Annotated in this window: 22 protein-coding genes; 6 read left to right on the top strand and 16 right to left on the bottom strand. The window is 35.7% G+C overall.

Features of this window, described 5'->3' with window-relative positions; genetic code table 11:
- Positions 1-13: 13 nt before the first annotated feature.
- From coaB to AC4BBR_RS05125, 3 genes are read left to right on the top strand one after another with little or no spacing between them, the layout of a single operon-like run.
- The gene (gene coaB, locus AC4BBR_RS05135; protein ID WP_490461486.1) at positions 14-784 is read left to right on the top strand and encodes a phosphopantothenate--cysteine ligase; all 771 of its coding nucleotides are present in this window, start codon (positions 14-16) and stop codon (positions 782-784) included.
- Complete coding sequence (gene coaC / locus AC4BBR_RS05130) at positions 784-1,326, top strand: phosphopantothenoylcysteine decarboxylase (RefSeq protein ID WP_490461485.1); 543 nt, start codon at positions 784-786, stop codon at positions 1,324-1,326. Before coaB ends, coaC begins: the two co-directional genes overlap by 1 nt.
- Before the next feature lie 17 nt (positions 1,327-1,343).
- Positions 1,344-1,988 (top strand): ECF transporter S component, encoded by a 645-nt coding sequence (locus tag AC4BBR_RS05125; protein ID WP_490461484.1) that lies wholly within the window; start codon positions 1,344-1,346, stop codon positions 1,986-1,988.
- Between the two features lie 688 nt (positions 1,989-2,676).
- Here the strand turns inward: AC4BBR_RS05125 and AC4BBR_RS05120 are convergent.
- The 9 genes from AC4BBR_RS05120 to AC4BBR_RS05080 all read right to left on the bottom strand — a co-directional run bounded on the left by AC4BBR_RS05120 (position 2,677) and on the right by AC4BBR_RS05080 (position 9,408).
- Entirely contained in the window at positions 2,677-2,844 is a 168-nt protein-coding gene (locus tag AC4BBR_RS05120; RefSeq protein WP_490461483.1) for a hypothetical protein, read from the bottom strand.
- Positions 2,845-3,432: 588 nt separating this feature from the next.
- The gene (locus tag AC4BBR_RS05115) at positions 3,433-3,744 is read right to left on the bottom strand and encodes a DUF6980 family protein (RefSeq protein WP_490461482.1); all 312 of its coding nucleotides are present in this window, start codon (positions 3,742-3,744) and stop codon (positions 3,433-3,435) included.
- Positions 3,745-3,760: 16 nt separating this feature from the next.
- Entirely contained in the window at positions 3,761-4,579 is an 819-nt protein-coding gene (locus AC4BBR_RS05110) for a colicin E3/pyocin S6 family cytotoxin (RefSeq protein ID WP_490461481.1), read from the bottom strand.
- A 185-nt stretch (positions 4,580-4,764) separates the two neighbouring features.
- Positions 4,765-5,190 (bottom strand): hypothetical protein, encoded by a 426-nt coding sequence (locus AC4BBR_RS05105; RefSeq protein WP_490461480.1) that lies wholly within the window; start codon positions 5,188-5,190, stop codon positions 4,765-4,767.
- A 17-nt stretch (positions 5,191-5,207) separates the two neighbouring features.
- Complete coding sequence (locus AC4BBR_RS05100; protein ID WP_490461479.1) at positions 5,208-6,635, bottom strand: LXG domain-containing protein; 1,428 nt, start codon at positions 6,633-6,635, stop codon at positions 5,208-5,210.
- The gene (locus AC4BBR_RS05095) at positions 6,625-6,996 is read right to left on the bottom strand and encodes a DUF3958 family protein (protein WP_490461036.1); all 372 of its coding nucleotides are present in this window, start codon (positions 6,994-6,996) and stop codon (positions 6,625-6,627) included. Before AC4BBR_RS05095 ends, AC4BBR_RS05100 begins: the two co-directional genes overlap by 11 nt.
- On the bottom strand, positions 6,993-7,304 hold the full coding sequence (locus AC4BBR_RS05090; RefSeq protein ID WP_490461478.1) for a TIGR04197 family type VII secretion effector: 312 nt from the start codon (positions 7,302-7,304) through the stop codon (positions 6,993-6,995). Before AC4BBR_RS05090 ends, AC4BBR_RS05095 begins: the two co-directional genes overlap by 4 nt.
- A 218-nt stretch (positions 7,305-7,522) precedes the next feature.
- Complete coding sequence (locus AC4BBR_RS05085) at positions 7,523-8,728, bottom strand: aminoacyltransferase (RefSeq protein ID WP_490461477.1); 1,206 nt, start codon at positions 8,726-8,728, stop codon at positions 7,523-7,525.
- Positions 8,729-8,901: 173 nt separating this feature from the next.
- Entirely contained in the window at positions 8,902-9,408 is a 507-nt protein-coding gene (locus AC4BBR_RS05080) for a QueT transporter family protein (protein ID WP_490461476.1), read from the bottom strand.
- A gap of 223 nt (positions 9,409-9,631) precedes the next feature.
- Here AC4BBR_RS05080 and AC4BBR_RS05075 point away from each other — a divergent pair, with 223 nt between their 5' ends.
- Positions 9,632-10,591 carry a diacylglycerol/lipid kinase family protein gene (locus AC4BBR_RS05075; protein ID WP_490461475.1) on the top strand — a complete coding sequence of 320 codons (960 nt, stop codon included), beginning with the start codon at positions 9,632-9,634 and terminating at the stop codon, positions 10,589-10,591.
- 293 nt (positions 10,592-10,884) lie between these two features.
- Here the strand turns inward: AC4BBR_RS05075 and AC4BBR_RS05070 are convergent, their stop codons facing one another.
- The 3 genes from AC4BBR_RS05070 to AC4BBR_RS05060 all read right to left on the bottom strand — a co-directional run bounded on the left by AC4BBR_RS05070 (position 10,885) and on the right by AC4BBR_RS05060 (position 15,387).
- Positions 10,885-12,000 (bottom strand): PLP-dependent transferase, encoded by a 1,116-nt coding sequence (locus AC4BBR_RS05070; protein ID WP_490461474.1) that lies wholly within the window; start codon positions 11,998-12,000, stop codon positions 10,885-10,887.
- A 144-nt stretch (positions 12,001-12,144) separates the two neighbouring features.
- Positions 12,145-14,733: an SF1B family DNA helicase RecD2 gene (gene recD2 / locus AC4BBR_RS05065; RefSeq protein WP_490461473.1), complete on the bottom strand. Its 2,589-nt coding sequence runs from the start codon at positions 14,731-14,733 to the stop codon at positions 12,145-12,147.
- A gap of 30 nt (positions 14,734-14,763) precedes the next feature.
- Positions 14,764-15,387: a histidine phosphatase family protein gene (locus AC4BBR_RS05060; RefSeq protein ID WP_490461472.1), complete on the bottom strand. Its 624-nt coding sequence runs from the start codon at positions 15,385-15,387 to the stop codon at positions 14,764-14,766.
- Positions 15,388-15,612: 225 nt separating this feature from the next.
- Here AC4BBR_RS05060 and gloA2 point away from each other — a divergent pair, with 225 nt between their 5' ends.
- Complete coding sequence (gene gloA2, locus AC4BBR_RS05055) at positions 15,613-15,993, top strand: SMU1112c/YaeR family gloxylase I-like metalloprotein (protein ID WP_490461471.1); 381 nt, start codon at positions 15,613-15,615, stop codon at positions 15,991-15,993.
- Positions 15,994-16,280: 287 nt separating this feature from the next.
- Here gloA2 and trmL read toward each other — a convergent pair whose 3' ends face one another.
- Positions 16,281-16,787 carry a tRNA (uridine(34)/cytosine(34)/5-carboxymethylaminomethyluridine(34)-2'-O)-methyltransferase TrmL gene (gene trmL, locus AC4BBR_RS05050; protein WP_490461470.1) on the bottom strand — a complete coding sequence of 169 codons (507 nt, stop codon included), beginning with the start codon at positions 16,785-16,787 and terminating at the stop codon, positions 16,281-16,283.
- Between the two features lie 241 nt (positions 16,788-17,028).
- Positions 17,029-17,874, bottom strand: coding sequence for a methyltransferase domain-containing protein (locus AC4BBR_RS05045; RefSeq protein ID WP_490461469.1), 846 nt, complete (start codon positions 17,872-17,874; stop codon positions 17,029-17,031).
- 136 nt (positions 17,875-18,010) lie between these two features.
- Between AC4BBR_RS05045 and AC4BBR_RS05040 the strand changes: the two genes are divergently transcribed.
- A complete protein-coding gene (locus tag AC4BBR_RS05040; RefSeq protein ID WP_490461468.1) occupies positions 18,011-18,643 on the top strand; it encodes a copper homeostasis protein CutC in 633 nt (210 codons plus the stop codon).
- Positions 18,644-18,721: 78 nt separating this feature from the next.
- Here AC4BBR_RS05040 and AC4BBR_RS05035 read toward each other — a convergent pair whose 3' ends face one another.
- Together AC4BBR_RS05035 and AC4BBR_RS05030 are read right to left on the bottom strand one after the other, a co-directional pair.
- Positions 18,722-18,982, bottom strand: a complete 261-nt coding sequence (locus AC4BBR_RS05035; RefSeq protein ID WP_490461467.1) for a hypothetical protein — start codon at positions 18,980-18,982, stop codon at positions 18,722-18,724.
- A gap of 219 nt (positions 18,983-19,201) precedes the next feature.
- Positions 19,202-19,840 (bottom strand): TetR/AcrR family transcriptional regulator, encoded by a 639-nt coding sequence (locus AC4BBR_RS05030; RefSeq protein ID WP_490461466.1) that lies wholly within the window; start codon positions 19,838-19,840, stop codon positions 19,202-19,204.
- Positions 19,841-20,026: the final 186 nt, after the last annotated feature.

The raw sequence follows: 20,026 nt of genomic DNA, 5'->3' as shown, positions 1-20,026 counted from the left end.
GAGCAAATCATAAATGAAAATCTTGATCACAGCAGGTGGAACTTCTGAAAAAATCGATACTGTCCGTTCCATCACAAACCACTCAACAGGACGTTTAGGAAAGGCAATTAGTGGAATTTTTTTATCCCAAGGGCATCAAGTAACCTATATAACCACTCCTCAAGCTGTTCGTCCAGCAACAAAACCTAATTTGACGATTATCGAAATAGAAACAACAAAAGAGTTAGAATCTACTTTACTTGATCAATTTAAGTTTCAAAGTTTCGATGGCATTATCCATAGCATGGCTGTCAGTGATTTTACAATAGAGACAACTTTATCAGAAGATCGCTTTATCGAAAAACTTGCAACCAAATTAACAGCCGAAGGAAACTTATCTGATCTAGCAAACTTGACCGAAGAACTTTATCTCAGTTTAGATGAAATTGGCAAAACAATCCAACAAGAAAAGAAAATTCCTTCTGGAACAGACCGACTCTTGCTTTTTTTAAAGAAAAACCCTAAAATAATTGCAATGCTGAAAGAGCAACAACCCCAAGCAATTCTTGTTGGATTTAAGTTGTTAGTTGGTGTCTCTACAGAAGAATTGATTCAAGTGGGACGATCTATTTTATCAAAGAATAAGTGTGACTTTGTTTTAGCCAATGATCTTGAAGATATTCAAGGGGACCAACATAAAGGAATCCTGATCGACGCACAAGGTCAAACTGAAGTTGCCAAGACTAAAAATGATATCGCTCAAATGATCGTTAAAAAGGTCGAAGAAAGATGGAGGAATCAATGATGAAAACTATATTGTTAGCTATTTCCGGCAGTATATCTGCTTATAAGGCAGCCGATATAACTAGCCAATTCATTAAATTAGGTTATAATGTCGAAGTCATCATGACTACCAATAGTACGAAATTCATCACACCATTGACGTTGCAGTCTTTGTCAAAAAATCCAGTTCATACAGATGTCATGGAAGAAATATATCCTGATCAAATCAATCATATCGAATTAGCGAAAAAAGCTGATCTTTTTTTAGTCGCTCCAGCTTCCGCTAATATTTTAGCAAAATTAGCTCATGGAATTGCAGACGATATGCTTTCAACTGTTGCTTTAGCTTTAAAAGAAGACGTACCTAAGTTTGTTGCGCCTGCAATGAATACTTATATGTATCAAAATCCGATTACACAACGTAATTTAGCAACATTAAAAGAAGTCGGGTATCATGAAATTGATCCTCGTGAAGCGTTATTGGCATGTGGCGATTTTGGTCGAGGGGCTCTTGCAACTGTTGATGAGATTGTCGCTAAAATCAATGACGTTTTAGCGAAATAATTTTTTAGGAGTTATTTATGAAAAATACAAAGACATTTACATTAACTGCTATGTTTTTAGCTATCCTTATTTTGCTATCGGCTGTTCCTTTTTTAGGTTTTATTCCTATTGGGCCGATTAATGCAACAACAATGCATATTCCCGTGATTATTGCATCCATCGTCTTAGGTCCAAAAATTGGCGCTTTTTTAGGTGGGGTTTTCGGAATTATAAGTATGATCCGCAGCACCATTGTTTTGTCACCTTTATCATTTGTCTTCTCCCCTTTTATCCCTGTTATAGGGACTAATCAAGGGAGCTTTAAAGCAGTCATTGTTGCAATGATTCCAAGAATTCTGATTGGTATTGTTCCTTATTTTGTTTTTATGGGATTGAAGAAACTAACGAAAAATAAACTTACATCTCAAGCACTTAGTTTATTTATTGCCGGTTTTCTAGGGTCAGCTACGAATACAATTCTTGTGATGAACTTGATTTATTTTCTATTTAAAGATTCATACGCCCAAAGTATTGGCGCCAATGGTACAGCGATTTATACTGGAATTTTGACGGTGATTTTTACTAGCGGTATCGTTGAAGCAATCGTTGCAGCTGTTGCCACAGTCGCAGTAACTTCTGTCTTACTACGCTTAGTAAAAAATAATGCAACACAAAAATTGTAGAAATCGTGAAGAAGCGTATAGAGTAGACTGGGTTTGCCAGTTTTTCTGGCTCTAAAATAAATGGGACTGATGAAAGTAGAAATACTTTTCTCAGTCCCATGTTCATTTTTAGATAAAAAAATATCGTTCTCTGATAGAATTAAGCTGCGACACCAAATCTAACGGAGAGGAACGATAGGCTATGCTTCATGATATCAAAAAAATATTGAGAATCATAGATGAAAACCTAACAATTTTAGCTGTTTCGTTTCACGAATTGTCCTTAGTCATGGAACTAGCAAAGCAACGTTATTCTTGTTGAAATTGTTCTCGTCATTGGACGGCAAACGCTTATTTTGTTGCCCCACATTTCTTTATCGCCAAGCATGTTTCCGGGAAGTTTCTCTCTTTATTAAAAGAAAAAATGTCTCTTCGCTTGATCGCTTCTCTGTGCCTTGTATCGATTACAACCGTTATTCGTATACTGAAGTACAGCAGCGTATCTCCCTAAACAAAAGCAAACCTATTTACCCTCTGTGTTGATGGTGGAAAAATTAATTTAAGACTCCTTGCTTTTTTGTTATCATTAGCAGACACAGTCTTGTATTCAATTCTCTCTTGATAAAATCCTCTAAAATGGCATGTCATATATTTATATTCAATACTATGAATAAATTCTTCGAAAACTTCTTCTATAACCTTTCCTTCTTTATTTTTTAAATGTATATTTATCACATATGTTCTTCTTATCCAATGCCATATCAAAATCTATGATACTTTTTATATCTCTCAACCAAATTTGAATTTCCATACTAATTCCATCTTCAACAATATATTCCCATTGACTACTTAAATAATTAAAAATATTATCTGACAATTTTATTTCTTCCTATTTTGTTGCGAATAATCTCGTTATATACCGTAATGCATCAATACTTTATTTTCTTCCAAAGCTTTATTACACAGTTCCACAATGCTGTTTAACTTGTCTAATAGCAACTTCTTTTGGATTGATTCATCAGGATAAAGATCACTTTTCAATGATAGTTTATCTAGCGCATTTTCAAATAATGAAATCCAACTTGACAAAATAGATTTAAATAGCCAGATCTCATCATCATAAAAAAAGTTACCCCATAATAATTAAGTCCATTCTTTTTCTCTTTTAAACTATTCCAACCACCCTTTAGCCAACTCAAAGAATCATATATATATAATTAGACTGTCGTCAATAGACACAACATCCACTAATTCAACGTCCTTATAGGATAAATTTTGCGAATACTGAACTACTTTAAAATCATGTTTTGGCATGCATATTCCCCCTTCTTTCCGCTATATTTCAAAGGACAAGATAGATCCATCCGGAGCAAGATCAATGCAGCTTCCATTTTACCAAACTATTTTTATATTAGGTGTATATCCTAGATCGTCCACTCCAACTTATAAGTAATCTTAGTTATAATTATTCCTTATATTTTTTTAACCACTCATTAGATTTATATTCTTCAGGTAGCTGTTCAAACTCATCTATTGGATCTTCATATCCAATTTTTTCTAACTCATCAAACCATTGCATTCTTTTTGAAGTTGGTAGTTTATCCCCTGACCATGGACAGTAATTAATGCCTACATAAGATCTACCTCCATCATGAATGATGATTCCGAATTCATCAAATTTCTTTTCGTGGTAAATTAATTTATTCGTATCTTTAAATCCTTCATCAGTTTCTGTTGTAAAATACTCAAGTTCTTCACAGCAAAATTTAGTATCCATTATAATCTCCTATCTACTAATTAACTTTAATCGTTCTACCTTTCACAGCTGGTTTGTACATTTTTCCAGTAACTGGGTCCATTGCCCCTAAATGAAACCCAGCCTTATCATATACCTCTATATCGTTATGAGTGTAATCCCATTCATATAATTTCTTTTTATTTCCTTTTCCAGAGGATTTTCTGTCTTTTCCTTTAACATTATCAAGTCCCTTCCAAATTGGACTCTCATTTTTCCCAGGATTAGTTTTTTGACCACCGTTTGCAGGATAACCATTTCCCAAACTATTCCAAGCACTAGTAAATACACCTGCTCCATGACCAGATACGGCTAATCCACTGGCATCAATTGCTGGAATTGCAAGCGTACTCGACCCTCCAGTAACTGGAGCACCAGCTAGTCCTCCAAATGTACCACCTGCCATCCACAAGCTTCCGCCAACGAACTCTGCACCACCTTGAACTAATGAGCTTAGATCCGCCACAAACTGACCTATTGCATAGCTTGGAGTTCCTCTCAAATTCCCACCAAGCGATCGTTCACCAAATAGCTCATTTAAAATGGATTTTCCATTATTATTTGCTAACTGATCAAGAAATCCTGCTCCAAATCCTTTTAACATATCCCAGTTTTGAGTTCTCAATGCTTCTTGTAGTTGACTCGTTAAATCTGCATCATACTTTCCATCGATATACACACCTGTAACATTTCCATATTCGTCATACGTAAACGTGACTTCTTGGTGTTCCAAATTATAGGCTTTAACTTTCGCATCCATCTTCTTCTGCCGTTTATCCCATGACCTACCAATCGGTTTCGTCCAAGATAAATTCATCCTAGATAAATCAAACGTACCTTTTTTTTATTCAAAAAACCTTAATTATGAAATAACTACGCATATCATAATTAAGGTTTTTAAGTTGTTACATTTTTAATGGAATATAAGCATTTCGGCTTTTTTTATCCTAAATTTACAGTAATAAAATTTTTAATTGGCGATTTTTCTAATTTAAGAACCCTTTAAACACCAAAATGAACGAGTAACATTTCGCTCTCTAAAGCTTCCCTACATAAATTTTCTAAATTACTAAGTTTTGACAATAAAATCTGCTTTTCAACTTTTTCTTTGTAAAATACTCCATCCTCAGCAATAAATTCTGTTGACAGCTCAAACTCTTCTGGAGAATTGTTAAAAACTTGTCTCCAAGAAACTATAAGTTGTAATAGTTTTTTTGTTCCTTCCTCCTTAAATAAAGTCGTACCATAATAATTGATACCCATTTTTTTCTGCTCTAAACTTTCCCAATAACTAGGTATCCACATTAATGTATCCATACTGTAAAGTATAAAATAATCATCAATTCTAACCATACTTTTTCTACTCTCTTTATTAAAAATAATATCCTTTTCTGATTTAAACATTGCAAATTCATGCACTAATGCCATACTTTATCACCTTCATCTTAATTATTTTTCCCAAAAGAAATAATTGATCCATCTGGAGCTAAATCAATATATCGACCATTTTTTCTAAATCGCTTTACATCAGGAGTGTATCCCGAAACATTTGATGGCTTAACTCTTTTTTTTACAGATTTAGCAAATTCTTCTGCTTTTCTCATATACTCCTCAATGGAACTAGCCCCAACTTCATCACCATGTTTATCAAAGTGCTTACGAATGTTTGCTTCTGAAGAATTAGTATTACCAGCCCCCCATTCACCATTTTTATTACTATATGATCTATCCTCAAAATGATAACCATCAAGCAAACTGTCAAAAGCATTCACAATAGTTCCTGCTCCATGCGTCATCGCTGCCGATCCACTCGCTGTAACTGCAGGACTCAATGTCGCACTTGCTCCACCTGTAACTGGTATTCCCGCAAACGAAAGTCCATTTCCACCAACCAGCCAGGAGAAACCACCTAAAAATTCCGCTCCGCCGCCAACTATTGAAGCAAGATCACCAATAAATTGACCTCCTGCATACGGCTTCGTTCCAACTGCGTTTGGGTCTAATGTCCTCTCACCCATTATTCCAGCTAAACCAAAATTTTCATAAATTTTATCGGCTAGCCCAACGCCCAATGCCTTAAGTCCATTCCAGTTGTTTGTCGCAATTGCTTCTTGTACCATGCGAGTCGTTTTTGCATCAAATACACCGTCAATATATACGCCAGTAACATTACCAGCCTCATCAAATGTATAGGTGATTTCTTGATTAGCTAAGCGGTAGGCTTCTACTTTCGCATCCATCTTCTTCTGCCGTTTATCCCATGCCCTACCAATCGGTTTCGTCCAAGATAAATTCATCCTAGACAAATCAAACGTCCCAGAAGTTGGATTCCAAGCCGCACCTTTTTCTACTTCCGCTAATCCTGCATCCAAATTAGCTAATTGCGCTTCAAATTCTGAAAATAACGCGGGTGAACTGGCATTGAATTCATACAACTTTTGGCGTTTTTCTTCATTCTTTTGAATTGAGCTTTGTACACCCATGTAGCGTTGTTCCATGCGTTGGTTTGGTTCTTTTTCTTTATCCATTGTGCGTGCCATGTTTTGTAATAAGGCTTGTCCTTGAGCGATTTCGGCTTTCAATTGTTCTTCGATCACATCACAGGTGTCCACCGATGATTGAAATTCTTCGGGAAATTTACTGTGCGCTTCAACTAAGGCCTCACATGCTAGTATAAACCCACTGGCTAATGTTGGGTAGACGGCTGAGAAATAAACTTTCGCTGAATCGTATGTTTTACTAGATAGTGGCGCATTCATAAAGCCGTTGACACTATCTTTGAGCGTGCCGCAAAACTGGATATACTCATTCGCCATTTGTTTAGCAGCGGCGCTTTGGGCTTTTACTTCCCCTACGTAAAAATCAATAGCCATAGCGCGTGTCCTCCGCTTCTTCCACAAATAATTGCCTGCGCGCCACGTATAGTTCTTCTTCTTTATTTTTTAATGTCACTTCTTCATTGACTAAACGTTCCGCTATGTCTTCTAATCGTTGGCGTTCATATTGGTGTAATCGATTGGCTTCTTCATCTAATTCCATAAAATGACCGATATATTGCGACCCTTGATTGTTCCCAATCAAGTCTTGGTAATAGCGTTGTTCTTGTTGGTGGATCGAAAAATAATCTGCTTCCAACTCTTCTAATTCACGAATTTCACGGCGTTTGTCGTCTTGATCATGGTTTACTTGTTGCAGCTGTTGATTGATTTTTAATTCTTTTTCCTCTACACTCATCGGCGGCTCCCTCCAAGAGATGGAGAAAATAGTGGTAAATCAAAGCTTTTTTTGATTTTCTGGTCGATGAGGCTAAATTCTTTTGCCACTGAATGGATATTATTTCCATCTCGAGTGATCGCATTAGAGACACGTTGGCCTCGACTGTGAAGGCTGGTTAAGCTATTTTTTGCATTGTTATTGCCACTCACCGTAGTACGTTCTGCTTTGTTTACGGCTTGATTCACAGAGGGAAATCCACTAGCTGCCCGACTGAACTGCGCTGAAACGCCTCCTGCCACGGTTAAACTGCTTTTGATTCCTGACATTTTTTTACCCCTTTGCTTTATTTTTACATTTCCATTACTCCCTATTCCTATTTTGACACATTTATGTGGCTTATAGTTATCAAGTTTTTCTTTGGAATGTAAAAAAATTGCGAATTTTGGGGGTATTATGAACTATTTTTTGTAACAAAAATCATAGTTCATAATAAAAAACCAGATCCATTTTGATGATAAACATCAAAACTGTATCTGGTTTATTTTTATTTCTTTTGTTTTTTCAATTTATAAGCATATTCACTTGCTTTGAACAGCACGCGATTCACTGGTAAATCGAACTCACCTATAAATTCATTAATGGTTGGATTAAAGTTAGATTTAAATTTGATCAACCCATCATTCAAATTCCCTTCCAATCCGCCCATATTACAAGAAATGCAGCCGCGTTCAAAACATTCATTGATCGCATCAAACCAAGTCAGATAAGCTGGCATATAGCGTTTATAGCGCTCGTCCATTCCAGCATAAAGAATTTCACTCGTTGAGCCAAAAGTAATAGCTAAAGCCCCCGCCACGACAGCTACATCACCAGAATGTGCGATATTTTCTTCAAGTTCCGTTATTTCCCGTGTCAGAGAAAAATCAAGTTCCTCTAAATTATGACGTTTTTTTACTTGATTTTCTTTTAAATTAGCTAAATCTTCTTTATTTTTATCGAAACGCTTTTTCGTCTCTTCAAAGCGTTCTTTCAAGTTCACTTGCGCCAACATAATAAATGAATTTTCAGGATAAATTGTTAACAGTTTTTCAAAATAATCACCATTTCTCAGTGAGATATTTTGACGTTCCGTTGTTAATTCAATGACTTTTGCAAAATCATCCACTAACTCGGTATGACCCATTTTAACTGTGACACCTTTTTTCTGCGCTTGCTTCATCATTTTCTTCGTACTTTTCGATAACTGCTCTTCACTGAAGTCTTCTTTATAAATATTAGCTTGAAAACGTGGTTGTATCGTGGCATCCATTTCCATCGTCAAACCTTGATGTTTCGCTCCGCTAGCAATCATAGTATCAATGATCACTTGTGCCATTGGATCGATCGCTTGTTCTTCACCTAGATGGAAATCTTTATAGTGGACAGTTGGGTCCATTTTTACAAATAATGCGCGTTTTTTCTTACCGAATTGCTTCAACTCTTTGAAAAAAAACGCTACAAGCTCAGAATTTGTATAATCCATAATCGGACCGCGTGGCGTATAAAGCATCGTAAATTTCATTGGTAATGGTCTGATCAATACCAAACTAGAGGCAACTAAGGTACCATTTTCGTAAACACCGATAATCTCAGAACCCCAGTTATCCTTCACTTTAGCCCATGCAGATGATTGTAATAAGTTGCATAAGGGGTGACTTTCCACAAATTTATCGTGTTCTTTGGCATCGATGCCAATTTTAAATTCAAGCATTATATAAAACTCCTCTACATTTTAGCTTCTCTATTACCATATCATAATTTATTTTACAGGAACAGTAAAGTTTTTCCTGAAATTGGTTAAAGAACTTTAAGAGACTGAATCCAAACTATATCAGTCTTGAATCAGCCTCTTAAAAATGAATTCTTAGTGTATTTTTTTATTCATCAAAGTCGTTTTTCAAAATGGACAGATTTATTAATCCAATACATCACTGGTACAGCTACTGTCATTATTGCAAATTCACTAAGTGCCAATGTTGCATAGTTCCCCCAGAAAGCTGGTCCACCCGTTGGTGCCAACATATACGCAATAATACACATGGTTGCTGTGAAAAATAACGTATTTAATGCCAACCGAGCGACGACATTCGGTACTTTCTTTTGTAGCAACGCTGTTAAGCTTAATGAAATAAACGATTGCAGTCCACCATAAAATGCATCCATAGCACCAAAGCCATAGAAAAAATTATAGACAACAACGCCACCTAAAACGCCCCACATCAATTTCCGATTGAAAACAACTAAGTGATTCAAACTTTCAGAAATTCTAAATTGGATCGGACCTGACGAAACAGGTGCTACCAAAATCGTTAAGCAAAGATATAATGCCATCACAATACCGTTCATGGTAATTGCTCTTAGTTTACTGTTTGTTGAAACAGTTTTTTGCATAATTTCCCCTTCTTTCTCCGAGTTTTTTTACAAGGGATGGTTGATGAACCTTGTCGAGGATAGGTCTCCTCAAAAAATGGTACGTAGGCATTATATCTCATAATCAGCTGTTTCACAATGATAAGCTTTAATTGTTCTATTTATTGTTTTGATTTTTCAAGCATTCACCATTCTTAATTTTTAGATGTCTGCTATAATAAGTATTTGTACAAGGAGGGAACAAATGAAGAAACATTTTTATCTCATCATCAATGAAAATGCTGGTGGTGGAACTGGGAATCGCGCCGCTGAAAAGATGATTAAACAACTACAAACAGCTAACATTTATTATAGAACTTTTTACACAGAATATGCTGGACATGAAAAAGACATCGTGCAAGATTTGGCACAAAATATATTGATTCCTTGGAGCTCTGATTTGGAAACAGAAGTCTTTCCACTTTTAGTTATCCTTGGCGGAGACGGAACTTTACATAATGTAATCAATGTTTTAGAACTCTTTGATTCTAAAATTCCGATTGGATATATTCCTTGTGGTTCAGGGAATGATTTTGCTCGTGGTGTGGGAATTGCTAGACAGACTGAAAAAGCCTTTTTCCAACTACTTAAAACCGAATCTCCACAAGAAATTCAGCTCATTTCGTACACTGAATCGATTCAAGAAGAAGTGGGACTTGCTGTCAATAATATCGGTATTGGTTTAGATGCTTCTATCGTCAATGCAGCTAATACTTCTGCATCAAAAAATACATTAAATAAGTTCAACATAGGGGCTTTGTCTTATATTTTTTCTATTTTAAAGGTATTATTCACTCAACAAGGATTTCCAATCCTTGTTGAAATTAATGGAAAAATGATTGAATTTGATCGTGCTTTTTTATGTACAATAACAAAACATCCATACTTTGGCGGTGGTGTATCGATTGCTCCAATGGCCGATCCTCGCAAACCAGTTCTGGATTTTGTCTTGGTTGAACGCGTCAATATGTTTAAAATTTTCTGGCTAATACTGCTATTGGTTCAAAAGAAACAAATGAAGTCAAAGTACTTTCATCATTTTCAATCCAGCAAATTTAAAATCGTTTCAACTGTACCACAGTACGTTCATGCAGATGGCGAAATTTTAGGGAAAAAAAGTACTGATATTTCTTTTGGAATAAAAAGTAGATTATTTTGGTTTTAAGCATATTAAAATAGTGACTGGGACATAACTCTATGAGTTACAACCCAGTCACCTAAAATCCGAATAAACGGTAGGAGCAGAAACAACCCCTTCGGAAATAAGCTGAAATTCACAGAAATTTGAAGAGCAATTTTCGTGAATTCCCTCTTATTTCTCGGGGTTAAACTCTTCTGTCCCAACCTCTACACGTAAATAGACAGTGAAAGAATGCTTTAAAACATTACAAGATACGAGTTGATGTTGCAAAGTAGCTACTTGATTCTCTGGATTGAGTACTTCTTTCCCATCTTGCTTTAGTTTAACGATTCAAATGCCTGTTTCAAATCCTCAATCAAATCCTCACTAGCTTCGATTCCTGTCGAAATTCTCAATAAATCTGGCGTTAGTCCATAAGACTCTCTTAACTCTTGGGGAATATCCGCATGTGTTTGTGTCGTTGGATAAGTGATCAAACTTTCAACTCCACCCAAACTTTCTGCAAAAGTAAAAATCGATAAATTTCGTAAAAAATCTTTGATTATTTTTTGGTCCTTGACTTTAAAACTCAACATTCCCCCACGACCTGGGTACATAACTTCTTCGGTGTATGTACTACTTTTCAAATACGCCACAACTGCCTGAGCATTTTCTTCATGTCTTTCCATTCGTAAGGCTAGCGTTTTCATTCCTCTGATCAATAACCAGCAGTCAAAGGGGGATAAAACAGCGCCTGTAGTGTTTAAGCTATAGGCCAATTGTTCACCGACTTCTTGTGAACGTGCCACCACAACACCTGCCAGCAAATCGTTATGTCCGCCTAAATACTTCGTCGCACTATGCAAAACAATATCCGCTCCCAAATCCAAAGGACGCTGGATCAGTGGCGTATAAAAGGTATTATCAACAATTAACTGAGCTTGATGCCGCTTTGTAAAAACAGCTACTTCTTCGATAGAAACTTCTCTCATCAAAGGATTGGTCGGTGTTTCAATAAAAACTGCTACCGTTTTATCTGTGATTGCTTTTTCAAAACCAGCTTCGTCATCCACATAAATAAATTGATATAGTCCTTGATTTTCTAACTCTTTAAAATAACGATAGCTACCACCATATAAATCTCTAGACGCAACAATCTGACTACCCACAGGAAATTGACTGAACACTAATTGAATCGCACTCATTCCTGAACTTGTCGCTAAACCGATCGTCCCATTTTCTAAAACTGCCAATGCAGATTCTACAACTTCTCGTGTTGGATTTTTGGTTCTCGTATAATCATAGCCCGTCGACTCACCAAGCGTTGGATGTTCATACGTCGTTGAAAAATAAATAGGCGTGTTGATTGATCCTGTTACTGGGTTTTGATGATTACCAATTTGTGCCAAAAAAGTATCTGTTTGAACTTTTCCCGATTGCGATTTGTTTTCCATACACTGCCCTCATTTCTCCCAAAATAATCTAGCTTCATTTTTAGATAAACACATCGCTGTGTTGCTTTTCATTATATACACCAACAGATGCTTAAAGCAAGAAAAAACCGGAACAACGTCTAACCGTTCATCCCAGTTTCTTTATTATTTCATAAAATCATAAGGTGTTGTTTGATCCATCCCTATCATCGGATCAATGGTTTGTGCACTAACTAATTGAGGCGTCAATAGCCTATCCATTTCAGTGTCAACTTGTTCCGTTATTTCTTGAACAGGCTCACTAAATAATGAAATTTCTTCAGATTTAGGTTTCGTCCTCACTGATACAGGCTCTATCTCTTCTTCAATCACAGCTGCTTTATTCTCATTTGAAGCTTCATATACAATTGGTTTATTTTCTGCTGTATCTGAAAATGGTGCCTCTTTATTCAGACCTTCTTCATAAGCTTCCAGTTGCATCCGTGTTGTCAAAGACATATCATCTGCACTAGTGATTCGTTCTTTTAACATCGTTAAACGACTAGCAGATTCATGTGCCACACAAGTATTAAATGCTTGTACTTCACCCAATAAAATTAAGATATCCTTACTTCTGGTGACCGCTGTATAAAGCAAATTACGTTGCAGCATGCGATGATATTGATGAACCATCGGCAAAATAACCATCTTAAACTCGCTACCTTGCGCTTTATGGATCGAACAGCAATAAGAAAGCGTGATTTTGTTCCATTCATTTCGTTTGTAACTCACTTCATTATTATCAAATTGAATCACTAATTCATCGACTTTATCTTCCGAATCTTTGGCTAAAATGATTCCGACGATTTCGCCCATATCACCATTGAAAACGTTAAGTTCCGGCGTATTGACTAAATGCAGCACCTTATCTCCAATACGATAAACCGATTCATTCCATTTTACTTCTTTTTTCGTTCCATCATTAGGATTGAAAATTTCTTGCATCATCTTATTCAACGCGTCAATACCGGCAGCTCCTCGATACATTGGAGCCAGAAGTTGGATATCTTGAGGTGAGAAGCCTTTTGCTTTAGCTTTTGTCACAATTTGACGGACGTAGGTTTCGATATGATGGACATCACTTGGGAAAAATGAACGATCCTGTTGATTCACAGTAAAATCTTGCGGCAATCTTCCTTGTTTGATTTCATGAGCTAAAGGAATAATACTTGAACCATCCCCTTGGCGATAAATTTCGGTCAATTCTCTTTGAGGTATTTCATTGATTTGCAGTAGGTCATGCAACACTTGACCAGGTCCAACGGAGGGCAGTTGATCTTTATCTCCAACAAAAATCACTTGCATGTTGGTTGGAATTGCCTTAAACAAAGTATTTGCCAGCCATGTATCGACCATCGACATTTCGTCGATAATCAATAAACCGCCCTCCAGTTCTTTGGCTGTCATGCTAGGATTTTTTTCCCGACCTGTCAAGCCTAATAAACGATGAATAGTACTTGCAGGCAATCCTGTTGTTTCATTCATCCGCTTAGCTGCACGCCCTGTAGGAGCCGCTAATAGAATGGGGAACATATCCTGCGTATAATCTTTTATATCTAAAGAAAGGCCATTTAGTTCTGCAAATAATGAAACAATCCCATTAATAACCGTTGTTTTACCTGTACCTGGACCACCAGTCAAAATAAAAAGTGGCGCTTTAATTGCTTCTTCAATCGCCTCTTGTTGAGAATCTCCATAAACAATACCTAACCGTTTTTCGATTGCGCGAATGTTTTTTTCAACATCATTTTTATCATATTTGATTTCTTTTTTTCGCGAAAGCAAGCGTTGAATCGACGTTCCGATTCCCCACTCTGAAAAATACAAACTATTTTCAAACAACTTGGTGCCTTCTTGCTGAATTTTTCCTTCTTCCACCAAATGAATGATTTGTTCTGCTACTTGATCTAAAGAAATTTCAACAGGCCGACTAGCTTCAAGGGTATTAATCGTTTCTCTAAGCAACATTTCAGCTTCTACGTATGTATTTCCTGAACGAACGGAATGTTGAAAAATTTCGTGAGTGATTGCTGCTCGTACTCGTTTATCCGAATCTGCTCCAATTCCCAATTGTTCTGCAATATTATCTGCTCGTTTAAACCCAATGCCTTCAATATCTTCTACTAATTGATACGGATTTTCGTGAATAATATCTAACGTTTCTTCTTTATACGTTTGATAAATCGTAAAAGAGAGTTGGCTACCGAAGCCATAACGATTCAAGCCAACAATTACTTGTTCCATGCCATGATTTAAACGAATCGTTTCTATAATTGTTTGTCGCTTTTTTTCATTTAATTGAGAAACTTCTTCGAGAATGTCCGGTGTTTCAATGATACGATCGATCGCATCTTCCCCTAAGATTTCTACAATTTTTTCCGCCGTCCGTTTCCCTATCCCTGGAAATTTTTCACTGGAAAGATAGTTTACAACACCATTAGCAGAAGTTGGACGCTCTTGCTGATAACTATCGACTTGAAATTGTTTGCCATAACGAGGATGATCAACGAAATGTCCAAAAAAACGATAGATTTCTTCTTCCTGAATTTGACCGAAACTGCCAGTTGTTACGATTTCTTTTTCTAAATAATCTGTATTCGTATCTGTGAGTTTCACTAACAACACCTTATAAAAATTGCTGGGATTTTGAAAAAAGATTGCCTGAACTTGCCCAACTATATACTGTTTTTCCTCTCCATCAAACAATGTATCCATCGATTTCACCCCGCATCACAAAAAAATAGTTTATTGTAAAAAAGAATCATCATTCCATAATTTCAAAGTGTAGTTTTCTTTACCTTCTGTTGTTTCCAATATCGACAAGCTATTATTATTCAGCCCCCCCATACTTCGCAGCTCGCTTAACTCTTTGCCTGAAAGTGATTGAATCGCTGCTGTCAACGATGCTCCGTGTCCTACAAAAAGATAGGGACCGTTCCCCTCATCAACTGCTGATTTTACAACAGAAGAAATGCGCGAAATCGCTTGTTCGATTGGCTCTCCTTGAAATACTTCTGGATTGTATCGATCTAACTGATAGCGCATATGGTCTAGCTCTCGTCCATACAGTTCTCTCATTTCCGCGATAGATTGACCTTCTAATTTTCCAAGCCCTAATTCTTTTAGCTCATCTGTATAAAGGATTTCTACTGGTCGTTTTAGTTCTTGATTGATGCCTTCAGCCGTTTTTCTGGCACGTGGCGACGTACTTGAAAAAATCTTCTTAAAAGGCACATCTTTCAGCGTTTGACCTAATAACTTTATTTCTTTATAACTCGTAGGAAGAAGTGGAGAATCTCCAGTCATTCCCTGAAACCTCAGCTCTTGATTCCATTCTGTTTTTCCATGGCGAGTAAAATATAATTTCATGTTTATGCTCCCTTGACTCTTCTTTATGCTTAATTTAGACTTCTATATCTCATCCAGTGTATCATTTTCGCAGACAAAATTCCATTTAACTAAGAGATTATAAAAAATGAACTAGCGTAAATGGATTTCAAAAAAGTAAGTAAAATGAGTTATAATGAATTGGTTAAAATTTTTACTTTGATAGCTAGTCTATCAATTTTCAAATTATACGAGGAGGAATCAGATTTGTTTTTTAAACACATTCATCACATCGCTATCAATTGCTCCGATTATCATAAAACAAAAGAATTCTATATAGAAAAACTGGGTTTTGAGGTGATTCGAGAAAATCGTAGAGAAGATAAAAATGATGTTAAACTTGATTTAAAATTAGGAAATTATGAATTAGAGATTTTCATTTCGCCAAACTCTCCTAAACGTCCATCTTATCCTGAAGCATTAGGTTTACGTCATTTAGCATTTAAAGTTGAGAAGATCGAGGAAGTTATCGCTTTTTTAAATAGCAAAGAAATCGAATGTGAAACCGTTCGAATAGATTCGTTTACTGGAGAAAAAATGACTTTTTTCTTTGATCCGGATGGTTTACCTTTAGAGTTGCACGAATAATTTTGTTAATAAATATAATTCAAAGACCTGCTTTAAAAAGCAATATGTAATAAGTAGATATTTGGTGTCTGTTTGCAACTTTTTATAGAAATACCGACTATTTTTGAGGTAACCAGGATTTTTTATCTAATGATTAGTCTATTACATCTCTTCATCAAAAAATAAATACCAAGACTAAAGGGACGCTCTTCCTTCAATGAGCCTCTCTCTAATCTTGGTACGTTTTTTATATAATAACCACTTGAATAGATTCCACATAAACATTTATTAAGTAAAGATTTTATTCTTTAATCCAATTTATCATTCTCATAGTGATGCTTCAATTCTAATGCTGGAAAATTTTGTTGGCGCAACGCTTCGTAAACCACTAATGCTACCGTATTTGACAAATTTAGCGAACGAACATGGTCATCATTCATTGGAATCCTTAGACATTTTTCTTCATTATCCCGCAAAAATTCTTCTGGTAATCCTGTTGTTTCTTTACCGAACATAAAGTAGTGATCTTTATTGTCAGCATAGTTCACTTCACTATACGTTTGATTGGCGAATTTCGTGATCAAATGTAGTGGACGATCACCTAAATAGGTTAAAAAGTCAATTAAGTCCTTATGATACATAATATTAACGTCATTCCAGTAATCTAATCCAGCTCTTTTCAAATATTTATCATCTGTCGAGAAACCTAACGGCTCGATGAGATGTAAGGGAGAATTTGTTGCCGCACAAGTTCTGGCAATATTGCCAGTATTTGCTGGAATTTGAGGTTCAAATAATACAATATGATTTGTCATAATTACAGTTTCCTTTCATTTAAATGACGCATTATTTATTTTTTATTCGCAAAATCTACATAAAAAAAACGTATCGCCTCGGTGTCAATCACTGCGAGTCGCTACGTTAGTGAAGCTCTTTTCACTAACTTTTATCAGAACAGGAACCTGATAAAAACCAATGAAAAAACAACTTGTATGTAATATAACACCATTACCGGAGCTTTGCAATACCTTTTAGCAAATTTACCAATTGTAAGCGCTATTTCACTTTCCCTTTTAACATACGAACGTCAATTGTGATTTCCGTTAACGGATTGCTTTGGAGCTCTTCCTTTACTTCTTCAGCCACGCCCCACTCAAGCGGAGACATTTCCAATAAATCTAATTGATTCTCTTCTGGTATAGAAAACGTAAATGTCACTCGCTCGTCGACCAACATATCCATTTCTTTAGAAAACTTTGCCAAAACTTTTTCATTTGAATAGGTTTGTTTACTTTCATCGCCTGGATAAAACGCAGCTCTTAGCTCTTTTAAATAATCAGTTTCAGGTATTACCTTGATAACTGTTCCATCTTTTTTTAACACTCGTTGAAATTCATTGTAATGAGAAGGTGAAAAAATATTCAAAACTGTATCCATTGATTGGTCTGCAAATGGCAAGTTAGTCAGATCAGCCACGCACCAAAAAGCGTCGATTGGTTGATTACTAGCCAAATAAATCCCATCTTTCGAAATATCGAATCCTAATTTTGGACCTGCCAAGCCTAATTTAGTAAGCTCAGATAAAAAGCTTCCCTCACCACATCCAACATCTAATGTATCTCCAGCCAAGTTCACCATATCAATGATCCTTTCTAGCAAAGGCTGATACATGCCACTTTGAATCATCTTACCTCTATGAATCAACATTTTTTTATTATATTCTGTTTGAATACTATGAGAGAGGAAATAAATAGTTCCTTTTTTCGATAAATCAAATTGATGGTTTTGTATACATATCAAACTATAGCCTTTTAACTGAATTGCCTTTTTACAGACTGGGCAAAGAAATTGTTCTTGATGTGTTTCTAAAAAATTACGGCCAAAATCAATTTTTTTCAACATATGGTTACTTCCTATTCACTATAAATTCTGACATCAGGAGAAACTGTCGCTATTTATCTTACAACGGGAAGAAGACTTTGGCAACAGCCAGAATTGTGGTACAATGCCAGTGAAGAAAAAGCAAGGAGTGAAGTAAATGATTAAAGAATTTTGTGCTGAAAATTTCACAAATATTCCCACCGCCATCCGTAACGGTGCAGGACGAATCGAATTATGTGACAATCTAGCTGTAGGTGGTACGACCCCTAGCACAGGTGTCATTGAAGAAGTTGTTGCATATGCTGGAGAAAAATCGATTCCTGTTATGACCATCATCAGACCCCGGGGCGGAGATTTTGTTTATAATGATATCGAACTTAAAATTATGCATACCGATCTGATCGAAGCCAAAAAAATTGGAACAGATGGAGTTGTTTTAGGTTGCTTGACAAAAGATGACTGGTTGGATGAAGAAACATTAGAGTTATTGATTGATACTGCTGAAGGATTGCAAATTACCTTTCATATGGCTTTTGATACCTTAACCAAAGAAAATCAATTTAAAGCAATCGATTGGTTAGCAGAACATAACGTACATCGTATTTTAACCCATGGTGGATCTTCTGAAACAGCCATTGAAGACAATTTTGATCATCTAAAAAAGTTGATTGCCTACTCGAATAATCGAATTACTATTTTACCTGGCGGCGGTATTTCTGATAAGAATGTTGAATCTGTAGTAAATGCCTTACAGATCAATGAAGTACATGGAACAAAAATTGTAGGATAAACTTAAAATAATGGAGATTGGATAGACGGTATATAGTTGTCTTTACCTGCCTATCCTCTCTCCTTTGATTCCTACTATTTACTCTAAGTTATTTTGGGATCTATCTTCTATTTTTTTTGCCTCGATACTCATCACTATACTACTTAAAAGACCCAAGCTACCTATGAAAAACAGCTCATTTCTTTTAAACAATACACCTACACTAGCTAAGCTTCCTCCAACAATCAAATTGAGCACAGCGCTTTGATTCATCTTTTGACTGCTCATTGTTGGTAATTCTACATTTACACCTAATTTTTTGTTAAACCTATTCATTTTTTTATTCATTTCATTGATCATTTTTCCCCTCCTATTTTTATTTTTGGTACTACTTTGTTTTATGCTGCATTTCACATCCGTCTGTTTTTTTGTATACAACGGAAACAATTACATTCAAGATTTCTCCTTGTTTCCCGTAAAAATACAACTAGCTACAACACTTTTTACTTTGATCATTTGCCTCTTTCACACATACTGATGGTATGTATCAGATGGAAATAAAAATGCAGTGAAGCATTTTTACTCTTTGATTGCTTTTAACATAGCAACTGCATCGTTAATATAAGCCTCATCAATTAATGGAAAATTTACACCCTCATATAATATCTTAAAAAAATTAAGTTTAGCCAAAAGTTCTTTTTCATCTATTTTATAAAGAGAAGGTGCTAACCAGATATTTGTCGAAAGGACAATCAACTCAGCTAGTTCTTGAGGATAATCCGTTTTTATTGAACCATCTCCAATCCCTTCTTCAACTAATAATTTGATATAAGGAATACTATTTGTAAACGCTTCTGCATATAACTCTCCGATAACTTTAGGATTCGTGATCAGTGATTTTGCAGAAAATGCTAATTTTTGATGTTCTAAAGACTGCACACTCATTGAATTGATCTTCCTAATTTTTTCAAAACCGCTTACGTTTGTCATTGATTCAATTTGATCTGTCACGCCAATTGTATATCTCTTTTCTAAAATAATATTAAAAATTTCTGCTTTTGATTTAAAATGGTGATAAATAACTCCTTTCGTCAAGCCACCTAAATTATCGACAATATCCTGAATCGTCGTATGATCATAGCCCTTTTCTAAAAAAAGCTGCTCTGATACATCTAAAATTTTTTTCACTGTTTCTTCTGGATACTTATTACGTGCCACAAACTTCCCTCCATACATACCGTTAGTATGTATATTATCTAAAAGAACTATTTTTGTCAATTGTATATTTTCAATTAATTAAAAAAAGTGAGTCAAAAACAAAACCGAAAATCCGTTTTGTTTCTGACTCTAAATAAACAATAAATTGATGTTGCTAGATACCTAAAATTAAAATAAATACTGCAG

The organism is Enterococcus sp. AMC1251, from assembly GCF_058216535.1.
The sequence above is the reverse complement of the archived record's forward strand: the minus strand, read 5'-3'. Positions and strand labels throughout refer to the sequence as shown.

Bases quoted from the DNA above. Each gene is read 5' to 3' on its own strand.
- coaB (WP_490461486.1), top strand. From the start codon at position 14: ATGAAAATCTTGATCACAGCAGGTGGAACTTCTGAAAAAATCGATACT.
- AC4BBR_RS05070 (WP_490461474.1), bottom strand. From the start codon at position 12,000: ATGGAAAACAAATCGCAATCGGGAAAAGTTCAAACAGATACTTTTTTG.
- AC4BBR_RS05115 (WP_490461482.1), bottom strand. From the start codon at position 3,744: ATGGATACTAAATTTTGCTGTGAAGAACTTGAGTATTTTACAACAGAA.
- AC4BBR_RS05040 (WP_490461468.1), top strand. From the start codon at position 18,011: ATGATTAAAGAATTTTGTGCTGAAAATTTCACAAATATTCCCACCGCC.
- recD2 (WP_490461473.1), bottom strand. From the start codon at position 14,733: ATGGATACATTGTTTGATGGAGAGGAAAAACAGTATATAGTTGGGCAA.
- AC4BBR_RS05090 (WP_490461478.1), bottom strand. From the start codon at position 7,304: ATGTCAGGAATCAAAAGCAGTTTAACCGTGGCAGGAGGCGTTTCAGCG.
- AC4BBR_RS05075 (WP_490461475.1), top strand. From the start codon at position 9,632: ATGAAGAAACATTTTTATCTCATCATCAATGAAAATGCTGGTGGTGGA.
- AC4BBR_RS05080 (WP_490461476.1), bottom strand. From the start codon at position 9,408: ATGCAAAAAACTGTTTCAACAAACAGTAAACTAAGAGCAATTACCATG.
- coaC (WP_490461485.1), top strand. From the start codon at position 784: ATGAAAACTATATTGTTAGCTATTTCCGGCAGTATATCTGCTTATAAG.
- AC4BBR_RS05060 (WP_490461472.1), bottom strand. From the start codon at position 15,387: ATGAAATTATATTTTACTCGCCATGGAAAAACAGAATGGAATCAAGAG.
- AC4BBR_RS05105 (WP_490461480.1), bottom strand. From the start codon at position 5,190: ATGGCATTAGTGCATGAATTTGCAATGTTTAAATCAGAAAAGGATATT.
- AC4BBR_RS05100 (WP_490461479.1), bottom strand. From the start codon at position 6,635: ATGGCTATTGATTTTTACGTAGGGGAAGTAAAAGCCCAAAGCGCCGCT.
- AC4BBR_RS05095 (WP_490461036.1), bottom strand. From the start codon at position 6,996: ATGAGTGTAGAGGAAAAAGAATTAAAAATCAATCAACAGCTGCAACAA.
- AC4BBR_RS05125 (WP_490461484.1), top strand. From the start codon at position 1,344: ATGAAAAATACAAAGACATTTACATTAACTGCTATGTTTTTAGCTATC.
- AC4BBR_RS05035 (WP_490461467.1), bottom strand. From the start codon at position 18,982: ATGATCAATGAAATGAATAAAAAAATGAATAGGTTTAACAAAAAATTA.
- trmL (WP_490461470.1), bottom strand. From the start codon at position 16,787: ATGACAAATCATATTGTATTATTTGAACCTCAAATTCCAGCAAATACT.
- AC4BBR_RS05085 (WP_490461477.1), bottom strand. From the start codon at position 8,728: ATGCTTGAATTTAAAATTGGCATCGATGCCAAAGAACACGATAAATTT.
- AC4BBR_RS05045 (WP_490461469.1), bottom strand. From the start codon at position 17,874: ATGTTGAAAAAAATTGATTTTGGCCGTAATTTTTTAGAAACACATCAA.
- AC4BBR_RS05110 (WP_490461481.1), bottom strand. From the start codon at position 4,579: ATGAATTTATCTTGGACGAAACCGATTGGTAGGTCATGGGATAAACGG.